Below are 23638 nucleotides of genomic sequence, written 5' to 3'. Positions count from 1 at the left end.
CCCACTGGAGCGGTCCCCACTGGAGCGGTCCCCACTGGAGCGGTCCCCACTGGAGCGGTCCCCACTGGAGCGGTCCCCACTGGAGCGGTCCCCACTGGAGCGGTCCCCACCGGGGGCGCCCCCGCTGGAGGAGTCCCCGCCGGAGCGGCGTCCGTCGAGGCACCCCTCCCCGGGGCGACCGCCACCGGAACGTCCGTCGCCGGCGCGGCTTCCCCAGGCGCGGGGCCCACTGCCACGGCCTTCACCGGCGCCGCGCCCGCCGGGGCAGTGCTCGGCGGTGCCGCGCTCGGCGGCGCGAGCCGGAACGAGGTCGTCCCTCCCGCTGCGGAGGCCGCCCCCTCGGCCGCCCCTTCGCCCGTCGCCCCCTCAGGCGCCGAGCCCTCGGGCGCCGCCCCCTCGGCCGCCGAGCCCTCGGGCGCCGAGCCCTCCGCCGAGCCCTCCGCCGGGGCGGCCGTCGCGGCGGCCGTCAGTGCGCGGTCGAGTTCGTCCGCGTCGGGTCGGGCGGCGGGGTCCCGTACGAGCAGCCGGGTCAGTATGCCGGTCAGCGCTCCGGCCCGCAGGGGAGGGGGCACGTCGTCGGAGAGGACGGCGGCGAGGGTGGCCAGGGTGTTTTCCCGGCGCAGCGGGTGACGGCCCTCCACCGCCACGTACAGGAGCATGGCGAGCGACCAGAGGTCGGCGGCCGGACCGCTCGTGCCGCCGCGGATCCGCTCGGGCGCCATGTAGTCCGGCGAGCCGATGATGGAGCCCGAGGCCGTCAGGACGGTGGACTCGCGGATCGCCGCGATGCCGAAGTCGGTGAGCACCGGCCGCCCGTCCGGCCGCAGGAGGACGTTGGCGGGTTTCACGTCGCGGTGCTCGATGTCCCGCTCGTGGGCGGCGCGCAGGGCGGACAGCAGCTCGCGGCCGAGCGCGGCGGCCTCGGCGGGCGTCATCGTGCCCCGCTCCAGCCGGTCCTGGAGGGAGCCGCCGGTGACCAGCTCCATCACGAGCCAGGGGTAGGTGCCCTCGCCCGCGTCCACGATGTGATGGATCGTCACCACGTTGGGGTGGTCGATCCTGGCGAGGGCGCGTGCCTCGCGCAGCACGCGCGCCCGCAGGGTCCGGGCGCCCTCGACGTCGTGCTCCGCCATCGCCGGGTCCGGCGGGCGCACCTCCTTGACCGCCACGTCACGGTGGAGGGCCAGGTCGCGGGCGCGCCACACCGTCCCCATCCCGCCGCCACCCAGCCGCTCCACCAGTTCGAAACGGCCGTCGATCACTCTGTTCACACGCACCCCTGTACTCGGGTCACACTCTGCTCCTCGCGGCGCCGCGGGCCGCGGGGCCCGGTTCCGGTCCCGCCCACCTCGCCGTACACGTCCACCTGGTAGCGGCCGGGCGGCCCGTACGGCTCGGGCAGCCCGTGCAGCCACGCCCGGGCGCCGTCCGGTTCCCGGGCGTCACCCGGCCGCCCGCGTCCCGCCTCCCGTCGGGCCTCCGCCTCGACCACCTCGGCGGCGGCCGCGCCCCACACCTTCCGTACCTGCCGGGCGCGGCCGCGCAGGGAACGCGCCGCGGCGGTGTGGTCATCGGCCGACCGCCACAGGTCGGCGGCCCGCTCATGGGCACGGGCCGCCTTCTCCGGCGACCCCGCCGCGCCGAGCGCACGCGCCGTGAGCTCGCTCAGGGCCGCGCCGTGGCGCAGGTCGTCCCACCGCCGGACCTCCGCCGCCACGCACGCGAACTCCCGCGCCGCGCGGCCGGGTTCGCCGAGGCCCAGAGCGCAGAACGCGAGCCAGGCCCCGGCCCGTACGCGCGCCTCCTCGTCGCCGTCGCCGGCCTCGGCGAGCCCGGACAGAGCCTCCCGCAGTACGGCGGAGGCCTGACGCCAACGGCCGCGCTCGGCCCGCGCGATGCCGAGCGCGAGACGGGCGAGGACGCTCAGCCGCCCGTCCCCGGCCACCGAGTCGGCATGCCGGACGGCCTCCCCGAGGAGGGAGGCCTCTTCGTCTCCGGCCGGGCGGCCGGGGATCCCGGCGAGCGTGCGCGCGAGGGCGAGGCAGAGCCGCGCCCGGTCGGCACGGCATCCCCTGGGGGCCGTCGTGTCGAGGGCGGCACGGAGGAGTGCGGCCGCCTCCTGGCGGGCGCCGGTGGCACGGAGCACCCCGGCGAGAAGGAGCACGCTCTCGGCGGCCGGCCACCGCCGGTCCCCGGCGTGGTGGTCCGCCATCGCGGCCCGCAGCTGGACGAGGGCGGCGGCCGGGTCGTCGGGCGCGGTGACGCGGCCGAGCAGCGTACGGGCCTCGGCGAGCACGCCGAGGACGGCCGGGGCCGCCCGGTGCGGTGCGACGAAGGCGATGAGCCGCGCGAGCTCCGCGCGCAGCGCGGCGGCCTCGGCGACCGGGTCGGGGCCGGTGTCGAGGAGGTCCGCGCGGGCCCGGCAGTGCAGCAGGAGCACCGTCGCGGTCTCGGCGGCGGTGGCCCGTCCGGCGGTGTGCAGGGCGGCCGCCCGCTCGCCCAGCTCCCCGAGGCCGGCGCAGACCGTCGCCCCCGGCTCCGGGGCGCCGAGCAGCGCCCGCGCGCGCGAGACCAGGGCCTTGCCGTGTTGCCCGGCCCGTTCGTGCAGTTCGGCGGCGCGGGAGAAGAGCGGGGCCGCCGCCTGCCGGGCCCGGCCCCGGCAGGCGAGCGCGGTCGCGTCCAGGGCGTCGGCGTGGTCACCGGGCGTGAGGGAGCCGCCGGCACGCCGCAGGGCCGTCGCCGCCCGTTCCCAGGCGCCGCCGGCCGCGGGGTGTCCGTCGGCGGTGAGCCGCCGGGCCCGGCGCAGCAGCTCCTGCGGGTCCTCCGGCTCCTCGCCGCGGCCGGGCCCCCGGTCGTACGGAGACACGCCGGGACGGAACTCGTCGGGCGAGCGGCTGCTCATGCGGGCTGCTCCGGGGAGACGGGGACGCGACGGGGCACGCGGAAGGACGGGGACACGGAGGGGCGGGACACGGAGGGGCGGGGCACGGAGGGGCGGGGCACGGAGAAGGACGGGGACACGGAGAAGGACAGAGGGACAGAGGGGCGGGGGAGCGGGAGAGGGGCGGTACGCCCGTGCGCACAGGTCGGACCGACTCTCGCACCCCCGCCCCGTCCCGCACATCCGTAGAACTACGGAACCCTCACCGGCACCCCGCACCGGACCCCCTCACCGGCCCCCGCACCCGACCCGCACCACCCCCCGCCGGCCCGGGCGGGGACAGCGGACCCCTACCGATCAGCCGCACTGCGCAGCGCCCGCCCCCGGCTCCTCGGCTAGGGTGATTCGGTAGGGATTGCGCCCCCCGGGGCCGGGCCGATGCGTAGGTCGAGGCGTTGGAGACTCATCAGTCGTCGAGCAGGGTCCCGCAGCCGCCCCGGGCGGCCGTCGGGGACGCGGGCGTGCTCCGCGAGCTGCTGCCGATCGCCCTCTGGCGGGAGGACGCCGAGGGCCGCATCGTCGAGTGGTCGCTCGCCGCGCAGGACCTCCTCGGCCACCGGCCGGAGCACGTCCTCGGAAGGCTCGCGACCCCGCTCCTCGTCCCCGACGCCAACCGTGAACTCGCCGACCGGCTCACCGACCGCGTCCAGTCGGGCGAGACCATGGTCGGCACGCTGCCCGTCCGGCACCGCGACGGCCACACGGTCACCATGGAGATGTGGATCGTCCCGGCCGCCGACCCGGAGGGACGTCCGGGAGCGATGCTCATCGCGGTGGAGACCTCCGAGGTCCTGCGGATGCGGGAGAACCTGGCGGCGATGGAGAGCCTCTTCACCCAGTCGCCCATAGGGCTCGCCCTGCTCGGCCCCGACCTGCGGTTCCTGCGCGTCAACGACGCCCTGGCGCGGATGAACGGCGTGTCGGCAGCCCGGCACATAGGCCGCCGGCTCACCGAGGTCGTGCCCGGAGTCAACGCCACCGGGCTCGAATCGCTCATGCGCCAGGCCATGGAGAGCGGTACGGCCGTGGTGGACGCCCGCCGGGTCGGTCGTACCCCCGCCGACCCCGACCGGGACCACATCTGGTCCTGCTCGTACGCCCCGCTCGTCGACCGCACCGAATCGCGGCCGCTCGGGCTCATCGCCTCCCTCGTCGACATCACCGAGAGCCAGGAGGCGCACATCGAGGTCGAGCGCGCCCGCCACCGCTTCGCCCTGCTCGCCGAGGCCGGCGCCCGGATCGGCACCACCCTGGACCTCCAGCAGACGGCCGAGGAGGTCGTCGACTTCCTCGTGCCCCAGCTCGCCGACTCGGCCGACGTGCAGATGCTGGAGTCCGTCCTCGAACCCGACGACCCGGCCGACTCCACCCGGGGCGTGCTGCGGCGGCTCGCGGCCCGCTTCCCCGACCCGACCGCGCCCACGGCCCTCCTCGCCCCGGGCCAGACCTTCCAGCTCCCCCTCGACTCGGTCTACGAGCAGGTGGTCGTCCACGGACGGCCCACGAACCTCTACACCTCCGACATCCCGGCGCTCTTCACCGATCCGCGCACCGAGTCCCTGCGCACCTACCTCGCCACCCGCATCGGCTCGGCCCGGCTCGTCCCCCTGGTGGCCCGGGGACAGGTGCTCGGGGCGGTCACGGTGACCCGGCTGAAGACCCGTGAGCCCTTCGACGCGCAGGACCGCGTCCTCATCGACGAGGTCGTCGCCCGGGCCGCCCTCAACATCGACAACGCCCGCCTCTACACCACCCAGCGGGAAGCCGCCCTCACCCTGCAGCGCAGCCTCACCAACAACGAACTCCCCGCCGTCACCGGCCTCGAACTCACCGGCCGCTACCTCCCCGCCAGCTCCCACGACGTCGGCGGCGACTGGTTCGACGTCATCGCGCTGCCCGGCGGCCGGACGGGCCTCGTCATCGGCGACGTCATGGGCCACGGCATCCACGCCGCCGCCGTCATGGGCCAACTGCGCACCGCCGTCAGGACCCTGGCCCGCCACGACATCGCACCGGCCCGCATGCTCAGCTCCCTGGACGCCGTCGTGGCCGACCTCGGCGAGGACGAGATGGCGACCTGTGTCTACGCGGTCCACGACCCGACCACCGGCGGCTGGGTCATCGCCCGCGCCGGCCATCCGCCGCCGGCCGTCGCCACCCCGGACGGCACCATCACCTTTCTCGACGGACCGCCCGGGACCCCGCTGGGCACCGGAGCGCACGACTTCGGTACGGAGGAGGTCGTCCTGCCCGGAGGCGGACTCCTCGTCCTCTACACGGACGGTCTCATCGAGGCCCGCAACCGCGACCTCGACCAGGGCATGCGGCAGCTCGCCGAGGCGCTGCGGCCCCTGGACCGGCCGCTGGACACCCTGTGCGACGACGTCCTCGGACGGCTCCTCGCGGGCCCCGCCCAGGACGACGTGGCGATGCTCCTCGCCCGCACCATCCCCTGAATCCCGCTACGCGCGCAGCCGGTACAGATCGCGGAGGAGGGCGATCTCGGCCCCGTGGTGCAGGAGTTCCTGGTTCACCCACCAGACGATCTCCAGGAAGGGGTCCTCCGGGTCGCTGCCGTGCGGGTAGGTGCAGTGGCCCACCGTGTCGAGCGCCTCGTCGTCGACGGACAGCAGCGCCTCGCGCCACGCGGTCGCGGCGGCGTCGAAGGCCGGCAGCGCGGTGGCGACGTCCCCGCCGGCCCGGAAGTCGTCACGGGTCAGGCTGCGACTGCCGTTCGTGTGGTCGGCGCGGAGCGCGAGCATCTCGGAGAGGTGGCTCAGCCGCCAGGCGATCGTCGTGAACGGCGGCGGCGCGGGGTGCGGCGGAGGCGTCGTGTCCCGGCCCCACTCGCCGGCACCCACCAGGACGGTCGCACGCGGCCCCGGGCCGTCGGCGTGCCGCCGGACGGACCAGCAGTCGGGCACCGGCTCCCAGAGGTACTCCGCGTCGGTGATCGGACCGACCTCGACGTCCGTCCCGTTGCCGCTGTCCATCACCGGCCCCGCCAGCCGGTCGGTGAGCCGCCGCCGGGCGAAGTCGAACTGGTCGAGGAGGGGGACGAGCCGCTCGGGCAGGGACACGGGACGCTCCGGATCACACGGGGACGGGACCGTCGCACCCTGCCACGGGAACCCGCCCCGGTGCCCGCGAATATCCCTTCCGGACCGGGCCGTCGGCGATCAGGCCCGGTCGATGTGCACGCTGGTCGACTTCACTCGGGCGGTGGCCTGCACGCCGACCTCGAGGCCCAGCTCCTCCACCGCCTCACGGGTGAGCAGCGAGACGATCCGGTGCGGACCGGCCTGGATCTCGACCTGGGCGGCGACGTCGCCGAGCTTGACAGCGGTCACGATTCCGGGGAAGGCGTTGCGGGCCGAGGTGTACGGTTCCTCCTCGTCGCCGGCGCCCTGCCCGACCTCGACGGAGAAGGCGGCCAGGTCGCGGCCGTCGATGAGCCGCCGGCCGTTCTCGTCGCGGTGGGTCGTGACCCGGCCCGCGTCGGCCCAGCGGCGTGCCGTGTCGGGGCTGACGCCCAGCAGGCGTGCCGCCTGACCGATGGTGTAGGACTGCATGCCGGCCACGCTAGGCCGTACGGAATCCCCCCTGCAAGGCGGTCGGGGGCCGGCTCGCGACGGCTGCCGGGCCACGGGGGCGGACCGACCGGACAGAGCGGTGGCTCAGGCCGTGCCCGACCGCCGCCCGACCGCCTCGACCAGCGGCAGCAGCCGGTGCGCCACCCGCTCCCGCAGCGCGATCTCGGTGCGGGTGCGGACCACTCCGGGCAGCTGGATCAGCCGCTGGATGACGTCCTCCAGATGCCCGGCGTCCCGCGCCACCACCCGGGTCAGGAGATCACCGCCGCCGGTGATGGAGAAGGCCTCCACGATCTCCGGCACGCCCGCGAGCGCGTCGCCGACCTCGTCCAGATGACCCTGCGTCACCTCGACGTGCACGAAGGCGAGCACCGGGTGTCCCAGCGCGGCGGGGGAGAGGACCGGCCCGGTCGCCGTGATCACCCCGTCCCGCTCCAGGCGGTCGATCCTCGCCTGCACGGTGCCCCGGGCCACCCCCAGGATCCGCGCGTACTCGCGCACGCTGGTCCTCGGCTGCTCGATGAGCAGCCGCAGGATCCGCGTGTCGAGCTCGTCCACCGCCATGCTCCGTCGGCCTCCTTCGCCCCGGCTCGTCCGATTTCCGACTGTACCCACGCCCGCCCCGTACGCGGCGGACTCGGACTCCTTCCGGCTCCTGGCCCACGTGCAGCGGGCCGAGGTCGTGCTCGACGGCCTGCCGCGCGAACTCGACGGCCTGATCCGGCCACTTCTGGAACGGGACCCGTCGTCCCGGCCGCCCCCGCGGGACGTCCTGGCCGCCTTCGAACGCGAGCCGATCGGTGGCGGCGAACTCCTCCCCGCGCGGTGGGCCTCCCCGATCCGCCTGCCGCTCGGTTCGCGGGACGGAGCGATCTGGGAGAGGCTCGTCGGGACCGGCTGAGGCGCGGCCGGACACTTCCGGCGGGAGCGACGACGAGTGGACACGGACGGCGGGCAGGATCCGGCGGGGACGCCCCCGCCCGGGGCGGCCGAGCCCTGGGGTGCGGAGACCGCGTGGGGCGACGCCGTCCTGGACGCGGTGTTCACCCAGTCCGACATCGGGCTCCACGTACTCGACACGGACCTGCGCGTCGTCCGGGTGAACGCCGTCGCCGCCGGACTCCACGGCATCCGCGCCGACCGCATGCTCGGCCTGCCCGCCGTCGAGGCGTACGCCTCGTTCGCCGGCGTGCACGTCGACGAGGCCGTCCTGCGCGAGGTCCTCGAGACGGGCCGCTCCACGACCGAGCGGCTCGTCACCGGTCACCCGCCCGGCGCCGAACACGCCGAGCGCGTCTACTCCGCCTCCGCCCACCGCCTCCAGGACGACGCGGGCCGGGTGCTCGGCGTGGTCGTGACCAGCACCGACGTCACCGACCGCGAACAGGCCCACGCCCGTCTGCGGCTGCTGCACGAGGCGCACGAGCGGATCGGCACCGGCCTCGACGTGGAGTGCACCGCACGGGAGCTCGTCGACGTGACCGTGCCGGCGTTCGCCGACTCCGTCGTGGTCGCCCTCACCGACGCCGTCCTCCGGGGGCAGGACCCGGCCCTCCAGTCCCGGGACGCGGTCCCGCTGCTGCGCTGCACCGCCACCGGCGGCGTGGGGACCGGACCGGAGTGCCCGCCGGCCGGTGCCGTGCTGCTGCCGGGGATCTTCGGGGACGGGGAGCCGTCGCCCGCCCGTCCGCTCCCTCCGGCGGCGACGAGCGACGAGCGGGCGACGCGTCTCGTGGTGCCGCTGGCCGTACGCGGGCAGATCTTCGGCGCGGTCGCCTTCCAGCGCCTCGTCGGCGCCGAGCCGTACGGGCCCGAGGACCGTGCCCTCGCCGACGCCCTCGCGTCCCGTACCGCGAACTGTCTGGAGAACGCGCTCCGGTACACCCGGGAGCACATCGTCATGACCGCCCTGCAGAGCTGGCCGCCGCCCAAGGAGGAGGCCACCCAGAGCGCCGTCGACGTGGCCGGCCGGCACCGTCCCGGCGGCAGCGGCGCCGGCTCCTGGTGCGACGTGATCCCCCTGCCGGGTGCGCGCGTCGCCCTCGTCGTGGGGCAGGTGGAGTCCCCGGGGCCCGGCGCCGTCGCCACCATGAGCCGTCTGCGGACCGCCGTCCACAGCCTGACCACGCTCGACCTCGACCCGCACGAACTGCTCGCCCGCCTCCACGCGACCACCCTCCGGCTCGCGGCGGAGGGCCTCGCCGCGGAAGGCCTCGCGGCGGAGGGCCTCGCGGCGGAAGGCCTCGCCATGGAAGGCCCGGCCGGGGAGGGCGGGACGACGGCCGTCGGCACGCCCGACGCGCCGCCCCCCGACGCCCACCCCACCGCCGGCTGCACGATCGCCGTCCACGACCCCGTCGACGGGCGGCTCGACATCGCGCGAGCCGGCGCCTCCCTGCTCGTCGTCGTCCACCCCGACGGGACGGCGGACACCCGGCCGCTCGACGACGGTCCCCTGCTGGGCGCCGAGGGCCCGCCGTTCGCCTGCGCGACGCTCCACCTGCCCGAGGGCAGCACCCTCTGTCTGGCCTCCGACGGCGAGGAGCCCCGGACGGAGGACCTCATGGCCGCCCTCGCCCACCCGGGACGCGACCCGGAGGCGATGGCCGACGACGTGGAACGGCTCCTCGCCCCCGACCGGGTCCTGCTCGTCGCCCGCACCCGGCACCTGCCGCCGGACGAGCTCGCCGAATGGGAGATCCCCTACGACCTGTCCGCCGTGGGGACGGCGCGGGCCCACGTCGAGGACCGGCTCCGGCGGTGGAACCACCCCGCCGACCCGTTCGCGGCGACGCTCGTCGCCAGCGAACTCGTCACCAACGCCCTCCGCCACGGCGCCGCCCCGGTCGTCCTCCGCCTCATCGCCGACGGTCCGTCCCTGACCTGCGAGGTGAGCGACGCCGGCCAGGCCGCGCCCCACCTCCGCCACGCCAAAGCCGTCGACGAGGGCGGCCGCGGCCTCCTGATCTGCGCTTCCCTCGCGGACAACTGGGGCGTGCGGTACACCGACGGCGGCAAGACCGTCTGGGCCGAGCTGAACGGGGACGGTGCCTAGGAGGCGTCGGACCGCGGCGCCGGATCCCCGGCCCCGTCGGCCGCCCGGTTCGGGGGTGTGGGCCAATGGCTCCGCCCGGTCACTCTCCCCACCGTGTCGCTGGGCCGATGGCCCACCCTTTCGCCCGTCGGTTGAGCCGCCGTACCCCCTTCCGTCTATCCTTGTAGCCATCACACATCTTCGGCGCCGCAGCGCCGTCCGGCGACGAGGCCGGACCGGCCCGCGGTGCTTTCGTCGTGTCCGAGCCCCCACCACCCCAGGGGAGCCTCGCGCGGTGAGGAACAGATCAAGGGGGGCGGAATTGGCCGCCGTGCAGAAGTACTTCATGGCCCCGGACCCGGGGCTCGTCCGGCTCCGGATCTCGCTCCGTGCCGTCCTCGGCGTCGCGCTCGCGGTCGCCCTGGCCGAACTGTCCGGCCTGTCCCTCATCGCGTCCATCACCGCCGGGCTCGCCGCGCTGCTGGCCCTCTTCACGGTCGCCGACCCCTCGGTGCGCCGTCAGGCCGTCACCACCGCCCTGCTGCCGACGGCCGGCTTCCCCGTGCTGGCCCTCGCGACCCTCCTGCACGGCGTGCCGCTCCTGCGCGACGCGGTCTGGCTGCTCGTGATCTTCGCCGGCGTCTACGCGCGCCGCTGGGGACCGCGCGGACACGCGCTCGGCATCTTCGCCTTCATGCAGTTCTTCGTGACCCAGTTCCTGCACGCCCTGCCCGCCCAGCTCCCCGAGCTGTACGCGGCCACCGGCATCGCCCTGGGCGCGGCCGCGGCCGTGCGCTTCGTGCTGTGGCCCATCGAGCGTCGGGTCCCGCCGCCGGCCGTGCCCGCCGCCCTGCCCGGGACGGGGCTCGCCCGGGCCACCACCCGTCAGGCCGTCCAGGTCTCCGTCGCCTCGGGGGCGGCCCTCGTCATCGGACAGTTCCTCTCGGAGGAGCGCTGGTACTGGGCCGTCGGCACCGTCTGGTGGATCTTCGTCAACACGGCCTCGCGGGGCGAGACGCTCGTACGGGGCTTCCGCCGCGTCCTCGGCACCGTCACCGGCATCGCCGCCGGATTCCTGATCGCCGTCCCGCTGGGGGGCGCGCCCGTCGTCACCGCCCTGCTGGTCGCCCTGTGCGTGTTCGGGATCTTCTACGCCGCCCCCGTCTCCTACAGCTGGATGATCCTGGCGGTCACCGTCATGGCCAGCCTGCTCTACGGCCTGCTGGGGGTCCTGGACGGCGCGCTGCTCCTCCTGCGCGTGACCGAGACCTGCGTCGGGGCCGTGTGCGCGGGCCTCGCCGTGACGCTGGTCCTGCCCGTCCGGACGCACACGACGAACGACGCGTGGATCCAGCGGGCGCTCCTCTGCGTCCGGGCCGCCACCTCGGCGTCCGTCCGCCGTCTGGCCGGTGAGGAGACCGCCGACCCGACGCCGCACGCTGCCGAGCTGGAGGCGCTCCTCGGGCGCGTGCGGCTCTCGCTGGCTCCGCTGGTGCATCCGCTGACCCCGTTCCGGGGGAGGAAGCAGCGAGCGCGCCGCGTCCTCGCGCTTCTCGACGAAGCGGCCGGGGAGGTGCGGGGGCTGGTCGCCGTCGCCGCCGACCCGGACGCGAGTCACGACGCTCGCCTGGCTGCCGCCTGCTGGCGGGTCGAAGCCGCCGTGGAAGCCCTCACCTCTCGCGGAGGGGCCGCGGTGGAGCCGACCGGTCACCTCCGGATCGAGAGCCACGCCCACGCGAGTGCGCCGGCTCTCGCCCATGCGAGCGGGCTCGCTCGCGTGCTCACGGAGCTGGACGCTCCGCTGCGGACCCCGCCCGGTGCGTGGATGCTCCGTTCCTGAGAGGGCGGCGTGCGGGCCGGGCCCGCGCCGCTCCGGAGTCCCCCGGTCCGGTCGGCTCGACGCCGTGCTGGACGAGGCGCCGCGGACACCCCGGGCCCTCTGCTCGTCCGCTCCCGAAGTTCCGAGTTCCCCGCCACCTTGAACCGTGGGGCCCAGACTCCCTCTTTTGGTCTAGACCGCCTGCTACCGTCGGCCCGACGAGACGACGGCCGGTCGACCGCGACCGGCCCGGGGAGCAGGGGAGGCGCCGTGGGCGGCACAGGGACGGTCCGAGGCCGGAGCGGGGTACGGGCGTACATCGGCTCCTTCACCACGGCGGGCGGCCGCGGCGTCCTCGCCGCCGACGTGGACGAGGAGACCGGCGCGCTGACCGTCACCGGCGGCAGCGACGCCGTCGCCGACCCCTCCTTCCTCGCCCTCGCCGGGTCCGTGCTCCACGCCGTGTCCGAGACCGAGGCGGGCGCCGTCGCCGCCTTCGACGTCACCGGCCCCGCGCCCCGGCCGCTCGGCGCCCCCGTCCCCGTCGACGGCGCGGGCCCCACCCATCTGGCGCTCGCCGCCGGACACCTCCTCACCGCCAACTACACCTCCGGCAGCGTCACCGCCCTGCCCCTGGCCGAGGACGGCACCGCCCGCCCCGCCACGGCGGTCCTGCGGCACGAGGGCAGCGGCCCCGTCGCCGACCGCCAGAGCCGCCCGCACGCCCACCAGGTGCTCCCCGACCCCAGCGGCCGCTGGGTCGTCAGCGTGGACCTCGGCACCGACTCTGTACGGATCTGCGCGCTCGACCCCGCGACCGGGGAGCTCGCGCTCCACGGCGAGACCGCGCTGCGCCCCGGCACCGGGCCGCGCCACCTCGCCTTCCATCCGGCCGGCACGCACGCGTACGTCCTGAACGAGCTGGAACCCACCCTCACGGTCTGCCGCTGGGACGCCGCGCGGGGCGTCCTCGAACCGCTCCGGGAGACCCCCGTCGTCCCCGAGGGCGCCACCGGGCCCTGCCATCCCTCCGAGGTGGTCGTCGCCCCCGACGGCCGCTTCCTCTGGGCCGCCGTGCGCGGCGCCGACACCCTCGCCGTGCTCGCCCTCGGGGTCGACGGCGCCGAGGCCGGTCTCGTCACCACCGTGCCCTGCGGCGGCACCTGGCCCCGCGACCTGACCCTCGCCCCCTCCGGACGGCACCTGTACGCGGCGAACGAGCGCTCCGGGGACGTCACCTGGTTCACCCTCGACCCGGAGACCGGGATCCCGTCGCGCGCCGGCGCGATCGAGGCCCCCGCGGCCTCCTGCGTCGTCCTCGGCTGAGTCCCCGGGCCCCCGGACACGACGAAGGGCCCGCGCCGGACGAATCCGGAGCGGGCCCTTCCGTACGACGCGAGGCCGGGCACCTCAGAGGGCGAGCCTCAGAGCGAGGGCCGGCCTCAGAGCGACGGGGCGCCCTGCGGCTGCTGCGGCGCGATGCCCAGCGCGGCCGTGTACTGCGAGAGCACCAGCTTGCCGATGGCCGGGTAGGCGCCCAGCGGTTCGGCGGCGGCGCACCCGGCCTCCTTCGACGCCTCGTCGAGGAGACCGTCGGCCAGCTCGGGGCCGATCAGGTACGGGGCGAGGGCCAGCTGCTCCGCGCCGGCGGCGCGCAGCTGCTCGGCCACGGAGGCGATGGAACCCTCCTGGTCGAGGGCGGCGGCCATCACCGGGACGGCGAGGCGCGCGGCGAGCAGCATGCCGGTGATCCCGGCAGCCTGCACGGCCTCCTCGCCACCGACCGTGGCCAGGATGATGCCGTCGGCGGCCGTCGCGACCGTGAACAGCCGGGCGCGGTCGGCGCGGGCCAGACCGGCCTCGGAGAGGCGCACGTGCAGCGCCTCGGCGAGCAGCGGGTGCGGGCCGAGGACGTCGGTCAGCTCGGCGGTGTTGCCGCCGTCCATCAGGGCCTGGCGCACCTGGCGCATCTGGGCGCTGTCCGGGCCCGCGAGCAGCGGGACGACGACCGCGGCGGGGCCCGTCGGGGCGGTGGCCTCACGGCCGGCGGCCAGGGCCAGCTCGTACCGCTCGGTGCGCAGCGTGGCGGCCGCCGTGAGGACGGACGCGAGCGAGGGGAACTCGTTGCCGTCGCCCTCCAGGAAGCCGATCGCGGCTTCCAGGCCGGGCAGCTCGGAGCGGGCGATGCTCACGACCTCCTCGGCCAGCGCGCGTATGGCGTCGGACGGCGTGCCGGGCACGGCGAGAACCAGTGCGGGAGCGCCCTCGGGCGCCGCCGCGGGTTCGGGGCGACGGTGCCGCCCGGACTGGCGGGGTCGAGGCATTCGTACAGGCAGGCCGGAAGCAGGCCCAGTGGGGGAGCTCATGGCGCCGCATGCTACTGGTTTCACCCGCCGCGCCGTCGGCTGAGGTGCGGTCACGTGCCTTCCGTCCCCCTATGTCCGCTCTCGGCCCCGGCTTCCGTTCCGTCACTCTTTCGCGTCCGTCCCGGCTCCGGTTCCGCTTCCTTCCCTCCGTCACCCCGTCCGCGCCTTCTCCCGCTCCCGCGCACCGCGTTCCACCTGGGCGGACGGCCTCGCCTACGCCGCTCCGACGCCGAACAGGCGGAGCAGCGACGGGTCTTCCGGCAGACGCAGGGAGCCGGTGGCGAGCGCGGAGGCGAGGGCGACCGCCCCGGCGAGCGGGTCCCCCGCCGCCTCCACCGTCCGGGCCCCCGGCAGCAGCTCCCCGAGGGCGGACCGGAGCGGCGCGAGCAGGGGCTCGCCCATCTTGAAGAGCCCGCCGGTGAGGGCCACCAGGGCGCCCGGCTCCGCCGGGCACGCGGCCTCGGCGGCCTCGGCGATGTGGACACCGGCCCGCGCGAGGATGCCGGCCGCCACGGGATCCGTCGCGGCGCAGCGCCCCACCTCGGGGGCGAAGGAGGCGAGCACCGCGGGCCGGTCCGTACGGGGGTAGAGCAGGCCCGGCAGTCCGGCCGCCGGCCCGAAGAGCTTCTCGGCCCGGGTCAGGAGCGGTGTCGAACCCCCGCGCCGCCCGTCGTGCGCGCGCATCGCCGCCTCCAGACCGGCCCGGCCGATCCAGGCGCCGCTGCCGCAGTCGCCGAGGAGGTGCCCCCAGCCGTCCGCCCGCCGCCAGGCCGTCAGGTCCGTGCCGAGGGCGATCAGGCCCGTGCCGCCCGCGACGACGGCGCCCGGCCGCTGCCCGAGCGCTCCGGCGTAGGCGGTGACCGCGTCGGCCGCGAGCGCGAGACGGCGTACGCCCCAGGCCTCCTCGAAGGCGCGCGGCAGTTCGGCCCGCAGCTCGTCGCCGAGGGTCGCCGCTCCGGCGGCGCCCACGGCCGCGGCGACGACCGGCCGCGCGCCGGCCCGCTCCCGCAGGGCGGCGACGGCGGGCAGGACCTGCTCCAGGAAGTGACCGGCGGAGATCCCGCCCGGCCCCGTCCGCACCGGCTCGCGGGAGGAGACGGTCTCCAGGACGGTGCCGCTCGCGGCCTCGGCCAGCGCGACGCGGAGCCCCGAACCGCCGGAGTCGACGCCGACGACCAGACCTGGTGCGGGTTCGTTCACGGAGACCACGGCACACCGTCCTCACGGGGCAGTCGGAAGGGCGCTCCGAAGTCTAGGAGGCAGGGCACTGTCGGTGTAGGCCGGTAGAGTGACGGACCGTGACAGCGCGACCCTTGAACGAACTGGTGGAGCCCGGCTGGGCGGAGGCTCTGAGCCCCGTCGCGGGACGTATCGCCGCGATGGGCGACTTCCTGCGGGCGGAGATCGCCGCGGGCCGGACGTACCTGCCCTCCGGGCAGAACGTGCTGCGGGCCTTCCAGCAGCCCTTCGACGAGGTACGGGTCCTGATCGTGGGTCAGGACCCCTACCCCACGCCGGGGATGGCGATGGGGCTGAGCTTCTCGGTCGCGCCCGAGGTCCGCTCGCTCCCCGGCAGCCTGGAGAACATCTTCCGGGAGCTGCACACCGACCTCGGTCTGCCCCGGCCGTCGAACGGCGATCTGACGCCGTGGACCCGGCAGGGCGTCCTGCTGCTCAACAGGGCGCTGACCACGGCCCCGCGCAAGCCGGCCGCCCACCGGGGCAAGGGCTGGGAAGAGGTGACCGAGCAGGCCATCCGCGCGCTGGCCGCCCGGGGCAGACCCCTGGTGTCGATCCTGTGGGGCCGCGACGCGCGCAACGCCCGCCCGCTCCTCGGTGACCTGCCGGCGATCGAGTCGGCGCACCCGTCCCCGATGTCGGCGGACCGGGGCTTCTTCGGTTCCCGCCCCTTCAGCCGGGCGAACGAGATGCTCCTCGGCATGGGCGCCGAGCCGGTGGACTGGCGCCTGCCCTGAGCCCGGAGGGGCGCCGGCCGGACCGGCGCCCCGATCGGCGGGTCGGACCCGCTCGGAGCAGGACTTCCGGTCGGGCCGGCAGCGGAACATGAGGCGTCGTCAGATCACGGCCGCCCGCACGCACAGCACGTCCGGCAGGTGCTCCGCCAGGAGCTGCCAGCTGTCCCCGTCGTCGGCGCTCGCGTACACCTCGCCGTTCCGGTTGCCGAAGTAGACGCCCGCCGGGTCCGCGTCGTCCGTGCACAGCGCGTCCCGCAGCACCGTGCCGTAGTGGTCGCCTCCGGGCAGTCCCCGGCTCAGCGGCTCCCAGGTCCCGCCCGCGTCCGTCGTGCGGTAGACGCGGCAGCGGCGGCCCGCCGGAACCCGGTCGGAGTCGGCGGTGATCGGGAAGACGTAGGCGGTGTCGGGGCGGTGCGGGTGGGCGGCGACCGCGAAACCGAAGTCGGAGGGGAGCCCCGAGCCGATGTCGGTCCAGCTCGCGCCCGCGTCGTCGCTGCGGAAGACCCCCCAGTGGTTCTGGAGGTAGAGCCGGTCCTTGTCGCCCGCGTCCTGGGCGATCTTGTGGACGCACTGCCCGAACTCGGGGCTCGGATCGGGCAGGAAGACGGCGGACACCCCGTGGTTGGAGGGCGCCCACGCGGCCCCGCCGTCCCGCGAGCGGAACACCCCCGCCGTCGACACCGCGACCGTCAGCGCGTCGGGGTCGCGCGGGTCGGTGACGACGGTGTGCACGGCCTCGCCGCCTCCGCCGGGCACCCACTTCGAGCGGGTCGGGTGCTCCCAGAGCGGGCGGACGAGCTCGAAGGACTCGCCGCCGTCCGCCGACCGGAAGAGCGCGGCGGGCTCGGTCCCCGCGTACACGACGTCGGGAGAGTGCCCCGGTGCCGGGTGCAGCTGCCAGACCCGCTCCAGGGAGGCTCCCGTGTCCTCGGGGAACTTCACCGCGGGGCGGGCCGGTTCGGTCCAGGTCCTGCCGAGGTCGTCGGAGTGGAAGACGGAGGGGCCCCAGTGCGCGCTGTCCCCGCCGGCGAGCAGGCGCGGGGTCGGCCGCCGGGTGTCGATGGCGACCGAGTAGACCGCCTGCGCGGGGAAGCCGGGATCGTCGAACTCCCAGCGGCCGTCGTGCCTCCGGCCGATGAAGAGGCCCTTGCGGGTGCCTACCGTGAGGAGTACGTCGGGCATGGCTGCCACCTCCAGGACGCCGTTGTCACTGATACGGGCCAGTCTGCACCCGGCCACTGACAACGACCCCCGGAGACACCCCCGGCCCGGCCGGCGGTCAGATCGCCCAGGCGTACTGCGGCGGCGCGGGGGTCTGCGCGCCCAGCTCACGGGCGGCGCGGCGCGGCCAGGAGGCGTCGCGCAGCAGCTCGCGGCCGAGGAGGACCGCGTCGGCCTCGCCGCTGGCGAGGATCTTCTCGGCCTGCTCGCTCTCGGTGATCAGGCCGACGGCGGCGACCGGCAGCCCGGTCTCGGCCTTGACGCGGGCGGCGAAGGGCACCTGGTAGCCGGGGCCCACCGGGATCTCGGCCGGTCCGCCGTTGCCGCCGCTGGAGACGTCGAGGAGGTCGACGCCGTGCTCGCGCAGCAGGGCGGCGAAGCGCACGGTCTCGTCGACCGTCCAGCCCTGCTCCTCCAGCCAGTCGGTGGCGGAGATCCGGAAGAGGAGGGGCAGTTCCTCGGGCCAGACGGCGCGCACGGCGTCGACGACCTCCAGGGCGAGGCGGGTGCGGTTCTCGAACGAGCCGCCGTAGGCGTCCGTGCGGTGGTTGCTGTGCGGGGAGAGGAACTCGCCGATGAGGTAGCCGTGGGCTCCGTGCACCTCCAGGACCTCGAACCCGGCCGCCAGGGCGCGCCGGGCCGCGTCCGCGAACTGTCCCGTGATCTCCCGGATGCGCTCCACGGTCAGTTCGGTCGGCACGGGGTAGCCCTCGGCGAACTCGACCGGGCTGGGGCCGACGGGCTGCCAGGCCTCGGAGGGCCCGGCCGGGCCGCGGCCCGCCCAGGGGCGCTCGGTGGAGGCCTTGCGTCCGGCGTGCCCGATCTGGATGCCGGGCACGGTGCCGTGGTCCTTGAGGAAGCCGGAGATGCGTCGCAGTCCCTCGATCTGGGCGTCGTTCCAGAGCCCGAGGTCGGCCGGGCTGATGCGGCCCTCGGGGGAGACGGCGGTCGCCTCGACGAGGATCAGTCCGGCACCGCCGGTGGCGCGGGCCGCGTAGTGGGCAAAGTGCCAGTCGCCGGCGACGCCCGCGTTCGGTCCGCTCGTCTCCGCCGAGTACTGGCACATGGGCGCCATCCAGACCCGGTTGGGCACGGTCAGGGAACGCAGGGCGTAGGGCTCGAACAGGGCGACGCTCATGACGGACTCCGTTTCGGGATGCCTCGAAGGTGCTCGTACGATACTCATCGTAGTACGGCATCTGTCAAACTACGAGGGTCCTCGTACAATGGGGCGCATCCCGGATGAAGTGGAGCCGCCGCCATGACGACCACCACCAGCCCGCGCGTCCTCGAACACCCCGCGCGCGACCAGATCCGCCTCGAAGAGGTGCTGCACGCCCTCTCGGACGCCGTGCGCCTGCGGATCGTGCGGGACCTGGCGCGCGAGGAGACCGAACTCAGCTGCTCGTACTTCGACCTCCCGGTCACCAAGTCCACGACCACGCACCACTTCCGGGTGCTCCGCGAGAGCGGCGTCATCCAGCAGATGTACCGGGGCACGACCAAGCTCAACTGCCTGCGCAGGACGGACCTCGACGCCCTCTTCCCCGGCCTCCTCGACTCCGTCCTGGCCGCCGCCGGCGCCCAGGCGGGACGCGAGGGGGAGGCGGTCTGACGTCCGGCGCCCGGGCGGGACGCGAGGAGGGGGCCGGCTGACGACCGGCCCCCTCCCGTCTCCGGCCGCGCCTACAGGGAGCGCATCCGGTCGATCTCCGAGGTCTGCTGGGCGATCACGTCGTTCGCCATCTCCTCCACGAGGACGTTGTTCCCCTCGCTCAGCACCTCGGCGGCCATCGTCACGGCCCCTTCGTGGTGCGTGATCATCAGCTTCAGGAAGAGCTCGTCGAAGGCCTCGCCCTTCGCGTCCCGCAACTCCTTCAGCTGGGCCTCGGTCGCCATGCCCGGCATCGCGTGGTGATCGTGGGCGCCCTGCTCGCGCGGACCGCCGTTGTTTTTCAGCCAACCTTCCATCGCGTCGATCTCCGGCCGCTGCGCCGCCGCGATCCGCTCGGCCACCTTCCTCACCTGGGGCGAGGATGCCCGTCCCGGAACCAGCGCCGTCATCGTCAGGGCCTGCCGGTGGTGCACGGTCATCATCTGCACGTAGCGGAAGTCCGCGCCGTTCGGGCTCTCGTCGGGGAGCAGCCGCGCGGCCTCCTCGGGGGATATCCGCCGGGCCGGCTCCCCGGGCTTCCCCGGTGCCACCACCGCGGGGCCGGTCGGGGCCCCGGCCCGCGGTGCGCCCTGGTCGGGGGCCGACTCGCAGGCGCCCAGGGCGAGTACGGCGACGGCGGACAGGGCCGCGGCGACGACGGCACGCTGACGGCGGATCAACAACGCGACCTCCAGGGGTTCTTGCGGGGGCAGTGACCGTTCCTAGCACTTTTCTCGGGGAGACCGGTCAAAAACCTTCATGACGGCCGTGTTGCCATCTGTTGATATGTGCACGCCACGGAAGATACTGCCGGGGTGCAGCACCCGTTCAAAGCTGAACGGATATCAGGGAGGACGGAGTGACTTCGTTGCGTACCCCGCGTACCACGTCCGACACGCGTGACCCGCGTGCCCGTTCCAGACGCCTGGGTGTGGCATCCGCCGCCGCCGGGCTGCTGGCCACACTGCTCGCGGCAGGCCCCGCGGCCGCCACCCCCGACCCCGGAGACGCCGGCCCCGCACAGGGCACGGTCTCCTCGCAGCAGGCCGCCGAGGCGCGCTCCGCCATCCAGAGCGGCGAGATACCCGGCGTGGACGAGATCGTCCACAGCCAGAACATCGAGCACCTCACGAACATCCCCAAGGACGCCCTCAAGGGCACCAACTCGGACCTCGCCTTCCAGGGCAAGTACGCCTTCGCCGGCAACTACGACGGCTTCCGCATCTTCGACATCAGCGACCCCAAGGCCCCGAAGACGGTCGCCCAGGTCCTCTGCCCGGGCTCCCAGAACGACATCTCCGTCTCCGGGAACCTGCTCTTCCTCTCCACCGACTCCTCCCGGAGCGACAACTCGTGCGCCAGCACGACGCAGCCCGCCTCGGTCAAGGAGTCCTGGGAGGGCATGAAGATCTTCGACATCAGCGACATCGCCAACCCGAAGTACGTCGCCGCCGTCGAGACCAACTGCGGTTCCCACACCCACACGATCCTGCCCAAGGGCAAGAACGTGTACGTCTACGTCTCCTCCTACTCGCCCAACGCGGCCTTCCCGGACTGCCAGCCCCCGCACGACGGCATCTCCGTCATCAAGGTGCCCCGCAAGGCGCCCGAGCAGGCGGCGGTCGTGAACTTCCCCGTCCTCTTCCCGGGCGAGGGCCCGGACGGCGGCGGCAACCCGGGCGCGCCCACCAACCCGGGCGTCTCCAAGACCACCGGCTGCCACGACATCACCGTGCTTCCGTCGGAGAACCTCGCGGCCGGCGCCTGCATGGGCGACGGCATCCTCTTCGACATCAAGGACCCCGAGCACCCGCGGGTCATCGACCAGGTCCAGGACAACGTCAACTTCGCGTTCTGGCACTCCGCGACCTTCAACCAGAAGGCGAACAAGGTCGTCTTCACCGACGAGCTCGGCGGCGGCGGCGCTGCCACCTGCAACGCCCAGGTCGGCCCCCACCGCGGCGCCGACGGCATCTACGACATCGTCGGCAAGGGCGACCGGCGCAAGCTCGTCTTCCGCAGCTACTTCAAGATCCCGCGCCACCAGGCCGACACCGAGAACTGCGTCGCCCACAACGGCTCGCTGATCCCGGTCAAGGGCAAGGACCTCATGGTCCAGGCCTGGTACCAGGGCGGCGTCTCCGTCTGGGACTTCACCGACTCCTCCGCTCCGAAGGAGATCGCCTACTTCGAGCGCGGCCCGCTGTCCGCCACCACCATGGCGACGGGCGGTTCCTGGTCCGCGTACTACTACAACGGCCACATCTACTCGAACGACATCGCGAAGGGCTTCGACGTGCTGAAGCTCTCCGACCGCCGTACGGACCCGGCGAAGCGGATCCGGATGGACCAGCTCAACGTCCAGACCCAGCCGGACTACTTCGACCTCGACGACTGACCGGCGGTGTGACGGCCGGCTGACGGCCCGAGCGCCGGAGTGCCGCCGGGCGGACCCCCGCCCGGCGGCGCACCCGCCTCCCAGTCCAGTCCGTACCGCTGGAACAGCTCCGACCGCAGGCGCACCAGCGGCATCGGAGCCCCCGGCAGCAGCGCCGCCACCACCGAGCCCATCAGGAGGGCGCGCAGCAGCGGGTAGTCCGTGTCCACGTCCGTGGAGCCGTACCGCGCGACCGTGTCCCGCAGCAGGAACGCCAGGCGCTGCTGCTCCTCGCACTGCACGAACCCCTCGGCCTGCAGGATGCTCGCCATGTGGGTCCGCATCAGCGTGGGCCGGGTCACGGCGAGCCCCAGGATCGCGTCGATCGCGCGTGCCAGCCGCTCGCGGCCGTCCTCCGTGCGCGGCTCCCGCTCCAGCGCCTCCTCCAGGGTGAGGTGCATCAGCCGGTGCACCGCCGCCTGGAGCAGCTGCCGCTTGCCCACGAAGTAGTACGAGATCAGCCCCCGCGCCGTACCGGCCCGCTCCGCGATGTCGCCGAGCGTGGTCGCCTCGTAGCCATGGGTGTCGATCAGCTCCACCGTGGCCTGGAGAATCCGCTCGCGCGACCGGCGCCGAAGCTCTTCATTGACCGATGGGCTACGCGGGGACATGCTGGACTCCTGCGTTGACTGGCTGCCGGCCAATATACTCGGCGCATCCCGTCGGCATGCCCGTGTGGCATACCGCCGGGGATGCCGTCTGTTCTGGGCGACACGGGGGATCGTCCAGAACAGACGGCTTCATCGTCTTTCTCCCATTCTGCTCCCGCCGCTCCCCGCACCGCCGCCGTCGTTTCCGGGGGAGCGGCGTGCCGCTCCCCGCCGCTCGCTCCACCGGTACGTGAGCACCGCCGCGGCCACCCAGCACCAGCCGAGCAGCCAGCCCTCCACGACGTCCGAGGGCCAGTGCACGCCCAGGTAGACCCGCGTCCAGCCCACCCCGAGCACCGAGACGACGGCCGCGCTCGCCAGGGTGCCCCAGCCGCGCCACTCGTCCCGCCAGCGCAGGGCGAGCACCCACAGCAGCAGCCCGCAGGTGACCGTCGCCGTCATCGCGTGACCCGACGGGAAGGCGGCGTACCGCGCCGAGTCGACGGGCTCGGCCCACTGCGGCCGCTCCCGCCCCACCAGCGCCTTGAGGGCCTGCTGGGAGCCGGCGGCCAGCAGGCTCGTCCCCGCTACCCACAGGGCCGCCCAGCGCTCCCGCCGCCACCACAGCACCACCGTGGCGGCCGCGGCCAGGGCACGCATCGTCCACGGGTCCCACACCCAGTCCGTCAGGACGCGGTTGACCTGGGTGAAGCCGGGATGGGCGAGGGCGCTGCGGTGGAGCGCCTCGGCGACCGAACGGTCGAAGGAGAGCAGCGGCGGCCATCCCACCGCGACGAGCACGAACAGGATCAGGGCCAGGACTCCGGAGGCCACGGCGGAGGAGCGCATGCGCCGATCCTGCCCGACGATCCGCCCCGCACGGCCCTCCGCACGGCCCGTGCGCGTCGCCGCCGGGACCCCGTCCGCCCGTGCGCGCCGCCACCGGCCGCTATCCCAGCGCGCTGAGCGCCGGGACGAAGGCCACGAGGACGGGGACCACGGGCACCAGGGACGCGGCCGCCGTCAGCCGGAGCCGGCGCCCTGCGGTGAGGCGGGGAGCCGCGGTGAGCAGCCGGTTCACCCGCTGCGGCAGATCGGCGTCGTGCGCCGGGCCGGGGCCGAAGACGCCCCGGTCCTCGTTGAGTTCGACCAGCGCGAGCGCGATCGTCAGCCGCCCGAAGCGGCGCGAGGCCACGTCGTCGGCGGCCAGCTCCACCAGGCGGTGCATCTCCTCGCGGAAGGCCGCGAAGACCGGGACCCCCGGGAATCCGGCGGCCAGCGCCGCCGAGGAGTGCAGCAGCCAGTCGTGCCGCGCCCGGGCGTGGCCCTGCTCGTGCGCCAGGACCGCGTCCAGCTGACGCCCCTTCAAGCGCCGCAGCGCCGCCGTCGTGATGACCAGCTGGGGCGCGGAGCCGGCCATCCACCAGGCGTCCGCCCGCTCGCCCTCCAGGACGACGAGCCGCTCGCTGCCCGGCCGCTCCCCGGGCAGCAGGGGCGCGCGGACGAGCAGATCGCAGCGGCGCCGGCGGCGCCGGGCGCGGGCCCGGCCGATCTCCCGGCCCAGCATCGCCCCCGACCAGAGCCCGCCGGCCGCCAGCACCACGGCGAGCACCGCCGACCAGGGCCCGGACGTGCCGAGTTCGTACGCGTCGACCACCGCGCTCGGCGCGCCCGCGAAGACCTGTCCCCGCACGGCCTTCCACGTCGCGGACGCGCTGAACGTCATGGAGAGCGCGAAGCTGACCAGCACCGCGGCCACCACGCACTGCCACACCCACAGGGCCACCACGGGTTCTCGCTCCACCCAGTCGGCTCGGGACAGCAGCCGGGGGGCCGCGACGGCGGTCAGGACGCCGAGCAGGAACAGCGCGAGGGAGACCCACATGGGCGTCAGCCTATGAGCGCGGTACTCGCCGGGGGTATGGGCACGGACGGCAAGTGACGTACGCCACGGTTTGGTTGGCCGGAAGCCGCTGTCGCCGGGCCGGATCCCGTGAGGTCCTCAGG

General features: G+C 74.9%; 21 protein-coding genes. 8 read left to right on the top strand and 13 right to left on the bottom strand.

Translation table 11 applies throughout. The features are described 5' to 3' along the window. Together ABZ318_RS03560 and ABZ318_RS03555 are read right to left on the bottom strand one after the other, a co-directional pair. On the bottom strand, positions 1-1214 hold a 1214-nt coding region (locus tag ABZ318_RS03560; RefSeq protein ID WP_356900902.1), incomplete at its 3' end, for a protein kinase. Positions 1215-1267: 53 nt separating this feature from the next. Next, a complete protein-coding gene (locus ABZ318_RS03555) occupies positions 1268-2902 on the bottom strand; it encodes a hypothetical protein (protein WP_356900836.1) in 1635 nt (544 codons plus the stop codon). 434 nt (positions 2903-3336) lie between these two features. On the opposite strand from ABZ318_RS03555, the gene ABZ318_RS03550 reads away from it, so the two are divergent. Then, entirely contained in the window at positions 3337-5397 is a 2061-nt protein-coding gene (locus ABZ318_RS03550; protein WP_356900835.1) for a SpoIIE family protein phosphatase, read from the top strand. A gap of 6 nt (positions 5398-5403) precedes the next feature. On the opposite strand, the gene ABZ318_RS03545 is transcribed toward ABZ318_RS03550, so the two are convergent. The 3 genes from ABZ318_RS03545 to ABZ318_RS03535 all read right to left on the bottom strand — a co-directional run bounded on the left by ABZ318_RS03545 (position 5404) and on the right by ABZ318_RS03535 (position 7098). Continuing rightward, the gene (locus ABZ318_RS03545; RefSeq protein WP_356900834.1) at positions 5404-6021 is read right to left on the bottom strand and encodes a DinB family protein; all 618 of its coding nucleotides are present in this window, start codon (positions 6019-6021) and stop codon (positions 5404-5406) included. A gap of 99 nt (positions 6022-6120) precedes the next feature. Next, positions 6121-6513 (bottom strand): helix-turn-helix transcriptional regulator, encoded by a 393-nt coding sequence (locus ABZ318_RS03540; RefSeq protein WP_356900833.1) that lies wholly within the window; start codon positions 6511-6513, stop codon positions 6121-6123. Between the two features lie 105 nt (positions 6514-6618). Continuing rightward, positions 6619-7098, bottom strand: coding sequence for an Lrp/AsnC family transcriptional regulator (locus tag ABZ318_RS03535; protein ID WP_030686050.1), 480 nt, complete (start codon positions 7096-7098; stop codon positions 6619-6621). On the opposite strand from ABZ318_RS03535, the gene ABZ318_RS03530 reads away from it, so the two are divergent. The 4 genes from ABZ318_RS03530 to ABZ318_RS03515 all read left to right on the top strand — a co-directional run bounded on the left by ABZ318_RS03530 (position 7076) and on the right by ABZ318_RS03515 (position 12713). Continuing rightward, a complete protein-coding gene (locus ABZ318_RS03530; protein WP_356900832.1) occupies positions 7076-7435 on the top strand; it encodes a hypothetical protein in 360 nt (119 codons plus the stop codon). The two genes, ABZ318_RS03535 and ABZ318_RS03530, sit on opposite strands and share 23 nt — an antisense overlap. A gap of 36 nt (positions 7436-7471) precedes the next feature. Next, on the top strand, positions 7472-9589 hold the full coding sequence (locus ABZ318_RS03525; RefSeq protein WP_356900831.1) for a SpoIIE family protein phosphatase: 2118 nt from the start codon (positions 7472-7474) through the stop codon (positions 9587-9589). A 325-nt stretch (positions 9590-9914) separates the two neighbouring features. Beyond that, a complete protein-coding gene (locus tag ABZ318_RS03520) occupies positions 9915-11408 on the top strand; it encodes an FUSC family protein (RefSeq protein WP_356900901.1) in 1494 nt (497 codons plus the stop codon). Positions 11409-11657: 249 nt separating this feature from the next. Beyond that, positions 11658-12713 (top strand): lactonase family protein, encoded by a 1056-nt coding sequence (locus ABZ318_RS03515; RefSeq protein WP_356900830.1) that lies wholly within the window; start codon positions 11658-11660, stop codon positions 12711-12713. A gap of 116 nt (positions 12714-12829) precedes the next feature. Here ABZ318_RS03515 and ABZ318_RS03510 read toward each other — a convergent pair whose 3' ends face one another. Both ABZ318_RS03510 and ABZ318_RS03505 read right to left on the bottom strand, forming a co-directional pair. Next, on the bottom strand, positions 12830-13753 hold the full coding sequence (locus ABZ318_RS03510; protein WP_356900829.1) for a hypothetical protein: 924 nt from the start codon (positions 13751-13753) through the stop codon (positions 12830-12832). 213 nt (positions 13754-13966) lie between these two features. Next, positions 13967-14962, bottom strand: a complete 996-nt coding sequence (locus tag ABZ318_RS03505; protein ID WP_356900828.1) for a BadF/BadG/BcrA/BcrD ATPase family protein — start codon at positions 14960-14962, stop codon at positions 13967-13969. Between the two features lie 89 nt (positions 14963-15051). Here ABZ318_RS03505 and ABZ318_RS03500 point away from each other — a divergent pair, with 89 nt between their 5' ends. Further along, on the top strand, positions 15052-15729 hold the full coding sequence (locus ABZ318_RS03500; protein ID WP_356900827.1) for a uracil-DNA glycosylase: 678 nt from the start codon (positions 15052-15054) through the stop codon (positions 15727-15729). Between the two features lie 99 nt (positions 15730-15828). Here the strand turns inward: ABZ318_RS03500 and ABZ318_RS03495 are convergent, their stop codons facing one another. Together ABZ318_RS03495 and ABZ318_RS03490 are read right to left on the bottom strand one after the other, a co-directional pair. Then, positions 15829-16911 (bottom strand): exo-alpha-sialidase, encoded by a 1083-nt coding sequence (locus ABZ318_RS03495; RefSeq protein ID WP_356900826.1) that lies wholly within the window; start codon positions 16909-16911, stop codon positions 15829-15831. 97 nt (positions 16912-17008) lie between these two features. Continuing rightward, positions 17009-18088 carry an NADH:flavin oxidoreductase/NADH oxidase gene (locus ABZ318_RS03490; protein WP_356900825.1) on the bottom strand — a complete coding sequence of 360 codons (1080 nt, stop codon included), beginning with the start codon at positions 18086-18088 and terminating at the stop codon, positions 17009-17011. A 123-nt stretch (positions 18089-18211) separates the two neighbouring features. Between ABZ318_RS03490 and ABZ318_RS03485 the strand changes: the two genes are divergently transcribed. Further along, positions 18212-18565, top strand: a complete 354-nt coding sequence (locus ABZ318_RS03485; RefSeq protein ID WP_356900824.1) for an ArsR family transcriptional regulator — start codon at positions 18212-18214, stop codon at positions 18563-18565. A gap of 71 nt (positions 18566-18636) precedes the next feature. Here ABZ318_RS03485 and ABZ318_RS03480 read toward each other — a convergent pair whose 3' ends face one another. Further along, positions 18637-19287 (bottom strand): DUF305 domain-containing protein, encoded by a 651-nt coding sequence (locus ABZ318_RS03480; RefSeq protein WP_356900823.1) that lies wholly within the window; start codon positions 19285-19287, stop codon positions 18637-18639. Positions 19288-19463: 176 nt separating this feature from the next. Here ABZ318_RS03480 and ABZ318_RS03475 point away from each other — a divergent pair, with 176 nt between their 5' ends. Then, positions 19464-21002 (top strand): hypothetical protein, encoded by a 1539-nt coding sequence (locus tag ABZ318_RS03475; RefSeq protein ID WP_356900822.1) that lies wholly within the window; start codon positions 19464-19466, stop codon positions 21000-21002. On the opposite strand, the gene ABZ318_RS03470 is transcribed toward ABZ318_RS03475, so the two are convergent. The 3 genes from ABZ318_RS03470 to ABZ318_RS03460 form a co-directional block, all read right to left on the bottom strand. Then, on the bottom strand, positions 20981-21652 hold the full coding sequence (locus ABZ318_RS03470) for a helix-turn-helix domain-containing protein (protein WP_356900821.1): 672 nt from the start codon (positions 21650-21652) through the stop codon (positions 20981-20983). The genes ABZ318_RS03475 and ABZ318_RS03470 overlap by 22 nt on opposite strands. A gap of 129 nt (positions 21653-21781) precedes the next feature. Then, the gene (locus ABZ318_RS03465) at positions 21782-22480 is read right to left on the bottom strand and encodes a phosphatase PAP2 family protein (protein ID WP_356900820.1); all 699 of its coding nucleotides are present in this window, start codon (positions 22478-22480) and stop codon (positions 21782-21784) included. A 100-nt stretch (positions 22481-22580) separates the two neighbouring features. Beyond that, positions 22581-23516, bottom strand: coding sequence for a M56 family metallopeptidase (locus tag ABZ318_RS03460; protein ID WP_356900819.1), 936 nt, complete (start codon positions 23514-23516; stop codon positions 22581-22583). Positions 23517-23638: the final 122 nt, after the last annotated feature.

Origin of the sequence: Streptomyces sp. NPDC006197 (assembly GCF_040613865.1) — a bacterium.
Lineage (GTDB): Bacteria > Actinomycetota > Actinomycetes > Streptomycetales > Streptomycetaceae > Streptomyces.
The sequence above is the reverse complement of the archived record's forward strand: the minus strand, read 5'-3'. Positions and strand labels throughout refer to the sequence as shown.

What these genes read in the sequence shown, in the direction of transcription:
- ABZ318_RS03555 (WP_356900836.1), bottom strand. Translation starts at nt 2,902, where the DNA reads ATGAGCAGCCGCTCGCCCGACGAGTTCCGTCCCGGCGTGTCTCCGTAC.
- ABZ318_RS03540 (WP_356900833.1), bottom strand. Translation starts at nt 6,513, where the DNA reads ATGCAGTCCTACACCATCGGTCAGGCGGCACGCCTGCTGGGCGTCAGC.
- ABZ318_RS03535 (WP_030686050.1), bottom strand. Translation starts at nt 7,098, where the DNA reads ATGGCGGTGGACGAGCTCGACACGCGGATCCTGCGGCTGCTCATCGAG.
- ABZ318_RS03520 (WP_356900901.1), top strand. Translation starts at nt 9,915, where the DNA reads ATGGCCCCGGACCCGGGGCTCGTCCGGCTCCGGATCTCGCTCCGTGCC.
- ABZ318_RS03510 (WP_356900829.1), bottom strand. Translation starts at nt 13,753, where the DNA reads ATGAGCTCCCCCACTGGGCCTGCTTCCGGCCTGCCTGTACGAATGCCT.
- ABZ318_RS03495 (WP_356900826.1), bottom strand. Translation starts at nt 16,911, where the DNA reads ATGCCCGACGTACTCCTCACGGTAGGCACCCGCAAGGGCCTCTTCATC.
- ABZ318_RS03490 (WP_356900825.1), bottom strand. Translation starts at nt 18,088, where the DNA reads ATGAGCGTCGCCCTGTTCGAGCCCTACGCCCTGCGTTCCCTGACCGTG.
- ABZ318_RS03485 (WP_356900824.1), top strand. Translation starts at nt 18,212, where the DNA reads ATGACGACCACCACCAGCCCGCGCGTCCTCGAACACCCCGCGCGCGAC.
- ABZ318_RS03470 (WP_356900821.1), bottom strand. Translation starts at nt 21,652, where the DNA reads ATGTCCCCGCGTAGCCCATCGGTCAATGAAGAGCTTCGGCGCCGGTCG.
- ABZ318_RS03465 (WP_356900820.1), bottom strand. Translation starts at nt 22,480, where the DNA reads ATGCGCTCCTCCGCCGTGGCCTCCGGAGTCCTGGCCCTGATCCTGTTC.
- ABZ318_RS03460 (WP_356900819.1), bottom strand. Translation starts at nt 23,516, where the DNA reads ATGTGGGTCTCCCTCGCGCTGTTCCTGCTCGGCGTCCTGACCGCCGTC.